This is a genomic window from Alteromonas sp. Cnat3-28, assembly GCF_022348265.1.
Taxonomy (GTDB): Bacteria; Pseudomonadota; Gammaproteobacteria; order Enterobacterales; family Alteromonadaceae; genus Alteromonas; species Alteromonas macleodii.
This window is the reverse complement of sequence record NZ_JAKREY010000006.1, coordinates 237,032-251,047: the sequence shown is the minus strand read 5'-3', so window position 1 is coordinate 251,047 and position 14,016 is coordinate 237,032. Positions and strand designations below refer to the sequence as shown.

Genomic DNA, 14,016 nt, shown 5'->3' with positions numbered 1-14,016 from the left:
TTGAACACCGATTCCGGAAATAAGCCCAAAACTGTACTAAATAAATCCGGAATCAGTGTTCAAATAATTCCAGAATAGGTGTTCAAGTGTTTCCAGAATCGCTGTTCAGATCAGGCCGGAATATGCACATGCACCACAAACTGAATACCGACTTCTTGATAGCGTTTTATATAGCGTTCAATTGAACGTCGGGATTTATTGAGTAACTTGGTAGCATTGGCAATCGATATTTTACCTTCAACCACTTTAGCTATTATATCAACGGTGAGTTGAGCTTTAGAATCCATCACAATCATCCTCAACATGCCTTCTAGTATTCAAAAAACAAAACACTAACAGGCACATAAAAAAATGACCGACAGAATCGCTTGGTAATTAAGATACGACAAAGTCGCTTGGTGTTAACACGCTAAACTGGATTAGTCGTCACTTAACCTGACACTTTCAGAGATAGAGCTAGACCAAAATTGACAGTCTCTTGTGCACGTGAAGCAGACCTTGGCTCATTAAGATTTTAATGACACGAATGAGGTAATCAACGGTCATGCTACTAATAAAAATTGAATGGCTGCTTTAGCCGAATACCTATGACAAAGCTCCAACATAAAACTGATAATTCGAGACTAATTCTCCGTACTAGAAGAACACACTTCTGCAATGCTATCTAATTGATGCAATACCCCGCACTCTTTAACCTTCTTATCATGATCGCAAGCAGAACGAATTGAAATCAGTGTTTCTTGTAGTACTTTTAATTCAGCTATCCGATGTTCGATATCGTCAACATGCTTATCTATTGTAGTATTAACGTTTTCGCAGCTATTCTCTGGGTTTGCTCGGGTTTCCAGTACTAATTTAATTTCCTCGATTGTCATATCTAATGCGCGACATTGCTTTATAAACAATAACTGCTTCAGTGCATCTTCAGAGTAGCTTCGATAATTCGATGCCGTTCGCTCAGGTGCAGCCAATAGTGATTTACGCTCATAAAAACGAATTGTCTGAATACTCAACCCTGTCTTAGCTGCCAGAAGCCCAATTTTCATTTTAACTTGCCTAAAGCTTGACTCTATACCAAGTATAGAGTTTACACTCGCGTTATAGGTGAGTAAAGCGAGTGTTTTTATGAGTGGTTGTGGGTGCGAAATTGAGATAAAAGACCAAGAACAAAAGGCAGTTCTCTACTGGCTATTGGGCATCAATGCTGTGATGTTTATCATTGAAATGAGTGTAGGGTTACTCGCTGACTCAACAGCACTTATTGCAGACTCCCTTGATATGTTGGCTGACGCAGTCGTTTACGGTGTTGGTATATATGCAGTAGGGAAAACAATTGTTCACAAAGCCAATGCTGCAAAGGTAAGTGGATATTTTCAATTGGCATTAGGCCTATTAATTTTGTTTGACATAGCTCGTCGCGCAACCTTTGGAAGTGGGCCTGAATCTATGCTTATGATGGGCATGGGCGGTGTTGCACTTATCGCTAACGTTATATGTTTGGCGATAATCAGAAAACAAAAAAATGGCGAGGTGCATATGCGAGCAAGTTGGATATTCTCGGCAAACGACGTCATTGCAAACATAGGAGTGATATTGGCGGGTGTGATGGTTTATCTATTCGATACTCGTTGGCCTGATTTGGTCATAGGTTTTATTGTGTCTATCGTTGTGTTACGAGGCGCAGTCTTAATTCTAAAAGACGCCAGACAGGAATTCCGTGAAAACAGCTCGACGAATGGAGAGATCGTATGAATTTCACTCAAGCAGCAAAACCTTACATACTTCAAAAACTGAGCGCCGCGCATCAATCCCTTTCGAACAATGACAATAAAGCAGGATTTAAGGCCTTAGAGGATGCTCATGTCATCGGTCAGCACTCAACATACCACCACACACGAGTGCATTATGAAATGCTTAAATTTGGAATAGAACGCCGCGACCTTAAAGAGATATTTGGACAAATTTTTAGAATGCTAGGTGCGCTGACTAAAACTCCAATTGGCTTATTGCCTGAGGGCAATACTGGTGGGGCAAACGTGAGTCCATTCAAGTCAATGTCTATTTCACCCGAAAACAAAGCCATATTGGAAAAAATTAGAAATGCACAGTCATAACCATTCACACTCGCAAGAGAATTCAACCGACGCGTCTAAACGTATTGGATGGGCGTTTTTCTTAAATGTGGTGTTCACTGTTATTGAATTCATTGGTGGATGGCTTACCAACAGCACCGCTATTATGGCTGACGCAGTGCACGATTTGGGTGATAGTCTTTCCATTGGTACAGCGTGGGGATTAAACAAGCTTAGCGATAAAGATTCTAATCAAACATTCTCATACGGCTACAAAAGATTTTCCTTACTCGGTGCATTGATTAACGGTATTGTGCTGACGGTAGGCTCCATTTGGATATTGCTTGAAGCGATACCTCGTTTGGCTGAGCCTGAAATGCCCCAAGTTGAAGGGATGGTTTTATTGTCTATCTTTGGGATGGCAGTAAACGGCTTTGCGGCTTATAAACTGAGTGAGGGAGACTCATTAAATGAGCGAGTCCTCAACTGGCATTTGCTGGAAGATGTGCTTGGTTGGGTAGCAGTATTTATCGTGTCCATCGTCTTAATGTTTAAGCCTTGGCCTATTTTAGATCCAATCTTATCCATTGGCTTTACTTTGTTCATCCTTTTCAATGTGTTCCGCAATCTCAAAGAAACCCTAATGCTGTTTTTGCAAGCAACGCCCGATGAAGAACAGCTTTCAAAGATTCGAAGCGATTTACTGGCAAACGATAAGGTAAGTGATCTTCATCATTTTCATATTTGGTCTCTAGACGGTGAGCGTAACGTAATGACGGTCCATCTTGTTCTTGATGAAGATGTCAGTCTTGAGCACCTCCAATCACTCAAAGAAAACATACACAGTTCGTTAGAAAAGTATAAATTTGAACATACGACAGTTGAGCTGGAGTTTGCTAATGAACAATGTCGTGACGAAGTGAATTAGGCTTGGTAACCTTTCATACATGAAAAATCTAAAACGCATAAGTTACATCGTGATCTCGCTGATACTCTTTCAGTCGTTTTCTGCTGTGGCGAATTCGTTAGATTTTCATGCAATAGACATTCAGCACTTGCAACACGAGCATAAGCATTCTGAGCACGAGCAAGTGCAGTCTGAGCTGTCTGCCAATGAAACCAGTGATAAAGTAAGTACAGAGCACCACAATCCTGCTGATTGTCACCATTGCGGCCACTGCCATGGCACACATGCACAATGGGTCAGTCAGAGTCATATCAACAGTCTGAAAACAGTGGTTTCAGTCCACAATTTCAACTATTTAGATGCGGTAATTGACGCACCTATTAACCGCTTACTTCGCCCCCCCAAAATTACTTCCTAGTACGTTTTTTCGATAGCACCGCGCTGATAACACTCGCGATGCTAAATATTGATAAATTATTAGGATATTCCAATGAAAATGTTTCCTATTTTCGGGCATGCATCTGCCATTGTGTGCAGTTGCATACTGGGCTTATTACTCAGTCCACCGACCGCTCATGCGGCGAAAACCAACAGATTTGTAGACAAAAGTGTCCAAGCGCCCATACGAGAAACGCTGACTCTTGAGGACGCTATTAGACTAACACTTGCCAATAATCCAAGTCTGTATGAGTTTAAATTTAAACAACGTGTTATAGACGGAGAGTCAAAAACGGCGGCGCTTAAACCCGCATTGAATGCAGGGGTTGAATTAGAGAACTTTTTGGGAACTGGCGAGGTATCAGGTCTCAAAGAGCTTGAAGTTACCTTGACATTATCATCAGTGTTACAGCTCAATGATAAGCCAGCAGCAAGGTTGAATGTACTCTCTGAACGAAGAATACAGCAAGATGTTGAAAAGCGAATACTCACCTTAGATATCCTCGGTGAGCTTAATCGTCGTTACATCAAAGTACTCGTATTGCGGGCGAACTTAGACGTCATAAAAGATGCAGAGGCACTTGCACTTTATACATTGAATGCCGTAACGAAACGCGTTGAAGCAGGCGCGTCCCCCTTGTTAGAACAAAAACGTGCCCAAGCTGCGCTGGCCCAAGCAAAGCTCGATGTTAATCTAGCTCAACAGGACCTAACGTTTGCCTTGCGCAGTTTATCCATCATGTGGGGGGAGCAGGTACCGAGCTTTAAGCGTGTGGAAGGCGATCTTTTTGCTTTTAATAAGATTGAGTCGTTTGATGCGCTGGCAGTCGCAATCCAAAATAGCCCTCACATTGACCTATACGCTAAACAAAGCCGTGTGCAAGCGGCGCAGCTTCGTTTAGTGCAAGCGAATAACCGCGCTGATATTGAGTGGTCAGCGGGGCTTCGCAGAATGCAAGGTATTGATGAAACAGCACTGGTTGCCGGAGTAAGCGTTCCATTGTTTCAAAAAGAACGAAACCTTGGTGAATATGAAGCAAACAGGGCACGTCTTGACGCAATAGAGCAGCAAAGACAAAGCAACGTTCGAAGCCTATTACATTCAGTTAATCAAGCGTTAGGCGAACATACACGAGCATTGCTAGAGATTGACACACTTCAGCGCAAGGTGATTCCTCCGTTAAAGGGCGCGTTAGATTTAGTCGAGAACGCCTATTTGGAGGGCCGTTTCAGCTACTTGGAATGGGTAACTACTCGACAAGAATTTCTGACAACCCGGCTGACATTAATAGAGGCAGCGTCTCAAGTTCACTTAAGCAAAACAGAAATTGAAACACTCACAGGTCTCGCGCTGACGAATGAGCACAATGATGACTCATTTCACCCAAGTCACAAAAGCAATTGGCAGCAGTCATCTAACATTTCGATAAGAAGTCATGATTATGAATAAATTCACAATACAAAAAGTACTTATTTCTATCTTCACCCTTAGCCTTTATAGCCTAACCGCAATCGCAGGAGGTAAACACAGTGATGTAAGTTCCAGCGATCAAGACAATCACGCAGGTGAAGTCGTAAGAATGAGCAATGAAACAGCAATTCAGAATGGTATTTCTGCAACTCCCGTGCTCGCACGCGATATTGCGTTAACGAGTACGCTTTATGGGCGAATTAGTGCAGACCCCGCCTCATTAAGTCATATAAGAGCACGGTTTGACGGTGTTATTAAAGATGTAAAAGTCAACATTGGCGATTCCGTTAAGAAAGGTGATATTTTAGCGGTTGTTGAGTCCAATGAGAGTTTAAAAAGTTATTCCATCACGTCACCTTTTGATGGCAATGTGATTGCGCGACATGCGAATAATGGTGAGTTATCAAACGGGCAAGTACTTTTTTCGTTAGCTAACTATAAAAACGTATGGGCACAGCTGACCGTTTTTTCACAAATGCTTAGCAGCATCAAGGTTGGACAGTCAGTTGAACTAAGCCACGCAGGTTTCAACCAAACCTCCAAGATTGCATATATTACGCCTTCAGCTGATGGCAATCCACACTCTCTTGCCAATGTAGCTGTCGATAATAGTACTGGATATTGGCCACTCGGTACGCTGGTCAAAGCACAAGTTACGACGTCAACTAAGTCAGTAAGTCATTCGGTTCCTCTATCTTCTGTGCAAGAGTATGAAGCCAAACAAGTTGTTTTTGTGGTTGAGGGTGATGAGTATGCGCCCAGAGCGGTAGAGCTTGGTGTCTCAGATGGTCACTATATCGAGGTTATCAGTGGCCTTGAAGCAGGCGAACGCGTCGTGGCTTCCAATAGCTACATAATTAAAGCAGATTTGGAAAAATCGGAGGCAGGCCATGATCATTAATGCCTCACTACAACTGATATTTCCCTGTCAAATGGCGTGTAGTTCTAAGGGAGGTTTAAGATGCTAGTTTCCATTATTCGTACCGCAATCGAAAAGCGCGGTATTTTTCTGATGCTTTCCTTTTTGGTGATTGGATTAGGCCTATTCAGTTATCAAAAGCTGCCTATTGATGCCGTACCCGATATCACCAACGTTCAGGTACAAATCAACACACAAGCAGAAGGTTATTCACCGCTTGAAACTGAACAACGTATCACCTTTTTGGTAGAAAACGCTTTGGCAGGATTACCAAACTTGGACTACACACGTTCACTATCGCGCTATGGCTTATCACAAGTGACGGCCGTTTTTGAAGAAGGCACGGATCTCTATTTTGCCAGAAACCTCATAAACGAACGGCTAGGCATTATCAAAAGCCAATTGCCCGATGGTATTGAGCCTAAGATGGGGCCGATTGCCACAGGTTTGGGTGAAATTTACATGTACACGCTTAGCGCGAAGCCCGGCACAGTAACTGTCGATGGCAGAAAATTTGATGCAATGGCGCTTCGAGAGTTACACGATTGGGTGGTGAAACCTCAACTGGCCTTGGTGAAAGGGGTAACAGAGGTTAATGCTATTGGGGGGTTTACCAAACAGTATCATGTGAAGCCTAATCCTCAACTTATGCTTAATTACGGCGTTAGTACTGACGATTTATTGCGGGCATTAAATCGAAATAACGCTAATCAGGGCGCTGGGTACATTGAACGCAACGGCCAGCAAATACTAGTACGTTCACAAGCGAGACTTTCGAGCGTTGAGGACATCGGTAACGTGGTGGTAACGCTTACAAACCGATCTCCCGTCACGGTAAGTGACATTGCAGAGGTCGCCATCGGTAAGGAGCTTAGAACGGGCGCTGCAACACGAGAAGGTCAAGAGACGGTGTTGGGCACAGCTATGATGCTAATAGGCGAAAATAGCCGAGCTGTTGCGCTAGACGTGGCTGATAAAGTGGATGAAATCCAAGCAAGCCTGCCAGAGGGCGTAATTATCCAAAGTGTATACGATCGCACTACGCTCGTGGATAAAGCCATCAATACAGTACAAAAAAACCTTGTTGAAGGCGCACTACTCGTTATTGTTGTCTTATTTTTATTGCTGGGCAATATACGGGCAGCAATTATCACCGCCGCTGTCATCCCACTTGCCATGCTTGCCACAATAATAGGCATGGTACAAACGGGCGTTAGCGCGAACCTAATGAGCTTAGGTGCGTTAGACTTTGGACTGATTGTTGACGGAGCGGTTATTATCGTCGAGAACTGTATTAGGCGATTAAGTGAATCGCAGCGGCGAACGGGTGCAATACTGCCTCTTAAAGAACGGCTGGAAGTCGTATTTGAGGCAACGAATGAGGTGATACGCCCAAGTCTATTTGGCGTGATGATAATCACGATTGTGTACATTCCTATCTTTAGCTTAACAGGTGTCGAAGGGAAGATGTTTCACCCAATGGCGGCTACCGTAATATTGGCATTGCTAGCGGCAATGGTATTTTCAATCACCATTGTGCCCGCAGCTGTTGCTATGTTTATGTCAGGCAAAGTCAGTGAAAAAGCGAGTCCAATAATCACTGGGGCTAAATCAGTTTACCGCCCTGTACTGGAGTGGGCATTAAAATTACGATGGTTGGTAGTAGGTGCAGCAACATTACTCGTAGTTATCAGTGTTTGGTTTGGGATGCGCCTAGGTTCTGAATTTGTGCCGCAACTAGATGAGGGTGACATAGCCCTTCATGCAATGAGAGTGCCCGGCACAGGAATTGAACAAGCTGTCGATATGCAAAAACGGCTTGAACAGGTCATTATGCAATACCCACAGGTAAACACCGTATTTGCTAAAACGGGTACTGCTGAGGTGGCTACTGATGCTATGCCACCCAACGTCACTGACACTTTTGTAATGCTAAAACCAATTGATGAATGGCCAAACCCTGCATTATCGAAAACGGAATTTGTCGAGCAATTGGAGAGGGATCTTCAAAATGTACCCGGCAATAACTATGAGTTTACGCAACCTATACAGATGCGCTTTAACGAATTAATTAGTGGCGTTAGGGCAGATTTAGGGATCAAGATATATGGTGATGATCTGGATAAGCTGCGGGATTCAGCTGGTGATGTTTTATCCGTATTACAAGATATTCCGGGCGCTGCTGATGCACGAGTAGAACAAGTAGATGAGATCCCCATCTTCACGGTGAACCCGAAGCCTTATGCGCTGGCGCGTTACAACTTAGACGTAACTGACTTGCAAACGTGGTTAAGTGCATCAGTTGGCGGCAAAGAAGCTGGTTTGGTATTTGAAGGCGACAGACGCTTTGAGATTGTTGTTCGTTATCCTGAAGAGATTCGCAATGATTTAGAAGCGCTGGGAAATATACCCATCATGACCAATGATGGTGAGTATGTGCCAATCGCCGAGGTGGCTGAGCTTGAATATACCAATATACCCAGTCAAATAAGTCGAGAAAACGCAAAACGCCGTATCGTCGTCACAGCAAATGTGAGAGATCGTGATTTAGGCTCTTTTGTCAATGATGCTAAAGAGCAAATCGCAGCCAATGTGGCACTGCCGAGTGGTTATTGGATAAGTTATGGTGGAACGTTTGAGCAATTGGAAAGTGCAAGTCAACGACTGAGCTTGGTTGTGCCCGCAACGCTTTTCCTGATCCTTGCATTACTTGTGATTGCATTTGGCTCAGTCAAAGACGCCTTGATAATTTTCACAGGCGTCCCTTTGGCATTAACTGGCGGCATCTTTGCTCTTTGGATCAGAGATATGCCTCTTTCAATATCGGCAGGGATTGGTTTTATCGCGCTCTCTGGTATTGCTGTATTGAATGGTCTGGTAATGCTGTCTTTTATCAGGCAGAGGATGGAAGAGACTGGCGAGTTGGTAAACTCGATTATTGATGGTGCAATGACTCGCTTGCGGCCAGTGCTGATGACAGCGTTAGTGGCGAGTCTTGGTTTCGTGCCCATGGCGCTTAACGTAGGTACTGGCGCAGAGGTGCAGCGACCTCTGGCAACGGTGGTCATTGGTGGGATCATATCCTCTACCTTGTTAACTCTGGTTGTACTACCTGTACTCTATAGACTCGTTCACTATAAGGTGAATTAGCAGCACTGGGGCATTTGGGTTTATAAATCAATGCCCCGGATTTACTTACCCCCATGACGATCATTCGACTTCTTTTGACAAAATGGGGAGGTGGCTCGTAAATCGCTTTGTAATAAAAATTTGGAGTTGTAGGGTTGGTTATCAATTGTAATATTCAACATTCGGCTTTTGGAGGCGCATCCTGTGGACTATTGTGGTCTGAATAACTGCTTTATGCCACTGAAGAGTCAGTCAGAATAAAGCATATTAACTTCCGCTTATGGTAAATATCGGAATCAAGAGCAGAGAGCCCTGAACGTCTGCTGTTTGTCTAAAACGGACTTCTAAACACTAAAACTTGAAACAAAAAAGGCGAACCAACCGGTTCGCCTTTCAAATCAATCAAGCTCTAACAGCAACGCAGCTAAACCACCCTACTCTTCAACATAGCTCTCAATGCTAGGGCAAGAGCAGATCAAGTTACGGTCGCCATAAACATCATCAATACGGTTAACCGTTGGCCAGAACTTGTTTCTGTGTACTTCTGGTGCTGGGTACGCCGCTAGCATGCGGTCGTAGCTGCGGTTCCAGTCGCTGTCACAGATGTCAGCTAGTGTGTGCGGTGCATTGTGTAGCGGATTGTCAGTGGCATCCCACTCGCCGCTTTCTACTTTCGCAATTTCTTGGCGAATGCTAACCATAGCGTTAATGAAACGGTCTAGTTCGTACTTCGCTTCCGACTCGGTTGGCTCAATCATAAGCGTACCCGCAACTGGGAAGCTCATGGTTGGCGCATGGAAACCGTAGTCGTTTAGGCGCTTCGCAATGTCTAGCTCTGTTACACCGCTTGCTTCTTTAAGCGGGCGAAGGTCAATAATACACTCGTGCGCTACGCGGCCATTGTTGCCTTTGTAAAGCACTGGGAAGTGCCCTTCTAGCTTCTTAGCCACATAGTTAGCGTTAAGAATAGCAACTTCGGTTGCACGGCGAAGGCCTGCGCTACCCATCATTTTGATGTACATGTAGCTAATAGGCAGAATAGACGCACTCCCCCATGGTGCTGCCGATACTGCACCACAGTCTTTGCCTGCTGTTTCTACGTTAACAACCGTGTGGTTTGGTAGGAATGGCGCAAGGTGCGATTTAACACCAATTGGTCCCATACCTGGGCCACCGCCACCATGAGGAATACAGAAGGTTTTGTGTAGGTTAAGGTGCGATACGTCTGAACCAATGAAGCCAGGTGACGTAATGCCCACCTGCGCGTTCATGTTCGCGCCGTCCATGTAAACCTGACCGCCGTATTGGTGAACAATGTCACAAATCTCGCGTACGGTTTCTTCATATACACCGTGGGTAGACGGGTATGTGATCATGGCGCACGATAGGTTATCGCCCACTTCTTCCGCTTTCTTGCGAAGGTCGTTAAGGTCTACGTTACCTTTGCTATCACATGCTACTACTACCACTTTAAGGCTAACCATTTGCGCAGAAGCCGGGTTAGTACCGTGGGCAGAGCTTGGAATTAGGCACACGTTTCTGTGACCTTCGCCACGGCTTTCGTGGTAACGCTGAATAGCCAATAGGCCTGCGTATTCACCTTGAGCACCTGAGTTAGGCTGCATTGAAAGCGCGTCGTAACCTGTTACGTTAATTAACCACTCGCTAAGTTCGGCAATCATTTCTTGATAGCCCGCTGCTTGGTCTAGTGGCGCAAACGGGTGAAGCTGACCGAATTCAGCCCATGTTACTGGGATCATTTCAGCCGTTGCGTTTAGCTTCATGGTGCACGAACCCAATGAAATCATTGAGTGGTTAAGCGCCAAGTCTTTATTTTCAAGGCTCTTGATGTAACGAAGCATCTCTGTTTCAGAGTGATACTTGTTAAACACTTCGTGCGTTAGGAAGTCGCTAGTACGTAATAAACCTTCAGGAATAGATTTTACGTCTTGCGTGGTTACTTCTGCATCCAGACCTTCCACTGTTAAGCCGTGCTCTTCACCAAGAAGTACGTCGAATAGCGCAACAATGTCTTCACGTGTGGTAGTTTCGTCTAGCGACACACCTACCGCACCTTCAAGGTCAGCACGTAGGTTCATGCCTTTTGCATAGGCTTTTGCTAGTACGTCTTCTTTGTTGCTTACCATTACGGTTAGCGTGTCGAAGTACGTGCTGTGCTTAAGAGCTACACCTTTCTGGTTTAAACCAGTAGCAAGAATGTCGGCGAAGCGGTGAATGCGCTCAGCAATAGTTTTAAGGCCTTGTGGGCCGTGGTACACCGCGTAGAAGCTTGCCATGTTGGCTAGCAGCACCTGCGCTGTACAAATGTTCGAGTTCGCTTTTTCACGGCGAATGTGCTGTTCACGGGTTTGTAGCGCCATGCGAAGTGCTGGGCGTCCACGGGTGTCTTTACTTACACCGATAATACGGCCAGGTAGTGAACGCTTGTAGCTGTCGCGTGTAGCAAAGAATGCCGCATGCGGGCCACCGTAGCCCATAGGTACACCAAAGCGCTGTGCACTACCAAGTGCCACGTCTGCACCTAGCTCGCCAGGCGACTTAAGCATTACTAAGCTCATTAGGTCAGCGGCTACTGCCACAATGCCTTTTTTCTCTTGTACTGCTGCAATGATGTCGCTGATGTCTTTTACTTCACCGGTAGAGGTTGGGTATTGAAGTAGCGCACCGAATACGTCGTGTTCTGCTGCTTCTTCTGCCGCACCTTTGATGATTTCAAAACCGAACATTTCAGCGCGGGTTTCAACCACGTCAACCGTTTGCGGGTGAACGTCGTTAGCAATAAAGAACGCATTCGCTTTTTTGTTCTTAGACACACGCTTAGCAAGGCCCATGGCTTCAGCCGCCGCTGTACCTTCATCAAGTAATGACGCCGATGCTAGCTCTAGGCCAGTTAGGTCAATGGTCACTTGTTGGAAGTTAAGAATGGCTTCCAAACGACCTTGGGCAATTTCTGGCTGGTAAGGCGTGTACGCTGTGTACCAACCTGGGTTTTCTAGCACGTTGCGAAGAATAACGTTTGGTACGTGCGTATCGTAGTAACCCATACCAATGAAAGAGCGGTTAATTTTGTTCTTTTGTGCAACGGCTTTAAGTTCACTTAATGCTTCAACTTCTGTCGCCCCTTCACCACATTTTAGTGGCTCTGGTAGCGCAATACCTGCCGGTACAGTTTGCTCAATTAAATCGTCTAGTGAGCTTGCACCAATAGCAGACAGCATTTCTTCAATTTCGCCTTTACCCGGGCCAATGTGACGGCGGATAAATGTATCTTTTTGCTCTAGTTGAGCCAATGTAGGGGAAGTATTCGACATAACGTTGTTAAGCACTCGTAATGGTTGCCGCAAGGGCGCGTTAAATCTTTAAGTTAAAAAGGGGCTGAATTATCTTCATGCCCCTTTTCAAATTATGGTTCTTTTAAAACTGCGTAACGAATTACTCTTCGTCGATGCTGTTTTCGTAGCCTTCAGCGTCTAGTAGACCTTCTACTTCTGCCGCATCGTCAGCTTTAATTTTGAATAGCCAACCGTCGCCGTACGGGTCAGAGTTAACTAGCTCTGGTGAATCTTCTAGGTCTTCGTTAATCGCTACAATTTCACCTGAAATTGGCGCGTAAACGTCAGACGCTGCTTTTACCGATTCAGCAACACATACGTCGTCGCCAGTGCTTACTGCGTCGCCAACATCTGGCAAATCAACGAAAACCATGTCGCCAAGTAAGCCTTGTGCGTGCTCAGAAATACCTACAGTGAAAACACCGTCACCTTCAGGGCGAACCCATTCGTGCGTAGCGGCATAGCGTAAATCAGTTGGGATGTTGCTCATAATCGTTCCTGTTATTCTCTGTTAACTTATAAAACACTTTTTCCATTGCGAACAAAGGAGGGCTTAACCACTTTTACTGTAACCCACTTTTTGCGCATTTCCACTTCTACCGTTTCACCAACATCACTTGGTACTCGTGCCATCGCAATTGAGTGACCTAGAGTTGGAGAGAACGTACCTGAAGTGATAACGCCTTCGCCGCTTTCTGTTTTCACTTTAAGACCGTGACGCAGCACGCCTTTTTCAATCATCACCAAGCCTACTAGCTTGTCGGTACCCGCTTCGCGCTGCGCTTCTAGTGCTTTACGCCCTACGAAATCACGATCAGCCGGTTCCCATGTAATTGTCCAGCCCATGTTGGCGGCTAGTGGTGATACGGTTTCATCCATATCTTGTCCGTACAGGTTCATACCTGCTTCTAGACGAAGGGTGTCGCGAGCACCCAGGCCGCATGGCTTAACGCCCGCGTCTAGTAGTGCTTGCCAGAAGCTTTCCGCTTGCTCAGCTGGCACCATGATTTCGTAACCTGCTTCACCGGTATAACCTGTAGTGGCAATGAACAAGTCTTCTGCTTGTACACCAAAGAATGGCTTCATGCCCGCTACCGCTTCTTTTTGCGCTGCGCTGAACAAGGTGGCTGCTTTTTCTTTTGCGTTAGGGCCTTGTACGGCAATCATGGCAAATTCAGGGCGCTCGGTGATGGTTACGTCAAAGCCTTCTGCTTTGCTCATTAACCAGTTCATGTCTTTTTCGCGCGTTGCTGAGTTAACTACTAGGCGATAGTTAGTTTCGTCGAAGTGATAAACGATAAGGTCGTCTACAACACCGCCTTCTTCGTTAAGCATGCCGCTGTATAGCGCTTTGCCTTTGTCTTTTAGTTTTGCCACGTCGTTGGCTAAAAGATACTGAAGATACGCTTTGGCTTGCGCGCCTTTTACGTCAACAATGGTCATGTGAGACACATCAAACATACCGGCGTCTTGACGCACAGCGTGATGCTCTTCAATTTGTGAACCATAGTTAATTGGCATATCCCAGCCGAAGAAATCGACCATTTTCGCACCGGCTTCTAGGTGCTTTGCGTGTAGGGCGGTGGTATTAGACATTCCACTTACTCTTTTTGAATTGAAAGGTAGAAAACGAAGTTGAGTATAGTGAGCTAACGTTTATGCAACAAATTGGAATTTCTTATCAATACATTTATATTTATAATGTATTGGTTAAACTACATTAGGAT

General features: G+C 45.1%; 11 protein-coding genes and 1 pseudogene. 7 read left to right on the top strand and 5 right to left on the bottom strand.

Annotated elements, in window-relative coordinates; all coding sequences use genetic code 11:
• Positions 1-128 precede the first annotated feature (128 nt).
• Both MHM87_RS08835 and cadR read right to left on the bottom strand, forming a co-directional pair.
• A pseudogene (locus MHM87_RS08835) lies at positions 129-296 on the bottom strand (helix-turn-helix domain-containing protein); the annotation flags it as partial.
• A 327-nt stretch (positions 297-623) separates the two neighbouring features.
• Entirely contained in the window at positions 624-1,046 is a 423-nt protein-coding gene (gene cadR / locus MHM87_RS08830; RefSeq protein ID WP_014951210.1) for a Cd(II)/Pb(II)-responsive transcriptional regulator, read from the bottom strand.
• Between the two features lie 79 nt (positions 1,047-1,125).
• Here cadR and MHM87_RS08825 point away from each other — a divergent pair, with 79 nt between their 5' ends.
• From MHM87_RS08825 to MHM87_RS08795, 7 genes are all read left to right on the top strand, one after another.
• Positions 1,126-1,752, top strand: coding sequence for a cation transporter (locus MHM87_RS08825; RefSeq protein WP_014951211.1), 627 nt, complete (start codon positions 1,126-1,128; stop codon positions 1,750-1,752).
• Positions 1,749-2,114, top strand: coding sequence for a DUF3703 domain-containing protein (locus MHM87_RS08820; protein WP_014951212.1), 366 nt, complete (start codon positions 1,749-1,751; stop codon positions 2,112-2,114). Before MHM87_RS08825 ends, MHM87_RS08820 begins: the two co-directional genes overlap by 4 nt.
• Entirely contained in the window at positions 2,101-3,000 is a 900-nt protein-coding gene (locus tag MHM87_RS08815) for a cation diffusion facilitator family transporter (protein ID WP_014951213.1), read from the top strand. Before MHM87_RS08820 ends, MHM87_RS08815 begins: the two co-directional genes overlap by 14 nt.
• A 19-nt stretch (positions 3,001-3,019) precedes the next feature.
• On the top strand, positions 3,020-3,397 hold the full coding sequence (locus MHM87_RS08810) for a hypothetical protein (protein ID WP_014951214.1): 378 nt from the start codon (positions 3,020-3,022) through the stop codon (positions 3,395-3,397).
• A gap of 72 nt (positions 3,398-3,469) precedes the next feature.
• Positions 3,470-4,867 carry a TolC family protein gene (locus MHM87_RS08805; RefSeq protein ID WP_239258661.1) on the top strand — a complete coding sequence of 466 codons (1,398 nt, stop codon included), beginning with the start codon at positions 3,470-3,472 and terminating at the stop codon, positions 4,865-4,867.
• Positions 4,860-5,789, top strand: a complete 930-nt coding sequence (locus MHM87_RS08800) for an efflux RND transporter periplasmic adaptor subunit (protein WP_014951216.1) — start codon at positions 4,860-4,862, stop codon at positions 5,787-5,789. The genes MHM87_RS08805 and MHM87_RS08800 overlap by 8 nt, the downstream gene beginning before the upstream one ends.
• A 60-nt stretch (positions 5,790-5,849) precedes the next feature.
• Positions 5,850-8,957, top strand: coding sequence for a CusA/CzcA family heavy metal efflux RND transporter (locus MHM87_RS08795; RefSeq protein ID WP_032096159.1), 3,108 nt, complete (start codon positions 5,850-5,852; stop codon positions 8,955-8,957).
• 413 nt (positions 8,958-9,370) lie between these two features.
• On the opposite strand, the gene gcvP is transcribed toward MHM87_RS08795, so the two are convergent.
• The 3 genes from gcvP to gcvT all read right to left on the bottom strand — a co-directional run bounded on the left by gcvP (position 9,371) and on the right by gcvT (position 13,885).
• Positions 9,371-12,268 (bottom strand): aminomethyl-transferring glycine dehydrogenase, encoded by a 2,898-nt coding sequence (gcvP, locus tag MHM87_RS08790; protein ID WP_239258659.1) that lies wholly within the window; start codon positions 12,266-12,268, stop codon positions 9,371-9,373.
• A 121-nt stretch (positions 12,269-12,389) separates the two neighbouring features.
• Entirely contained in the window at positions 12,390-12,779 is a 390-nt protein-coding gene (gene gcvH, locus MHM87_RS08785) for a glycine cleavage system protein GcvH (RefSeq protein WP_014950360.1), read from the bottom strand.
• Positions 12,780-12,805: 26 nt separating this feature from the next.
• Positions 12,806-13,885: a glycine cleavage system aminomethyltransferase GcvT gene (gene gcvT / locus MHM87_RS08780; protein ID WP_239258657.1), complete on the bottom strand. Its 1,080-nt coding sequence runs from the start codon at positions 13,883-13,885 to the stop codon at positions 12,806-12,808.
• Positions 13,886-14,016 lie beyond the last annotated feature (131 nt).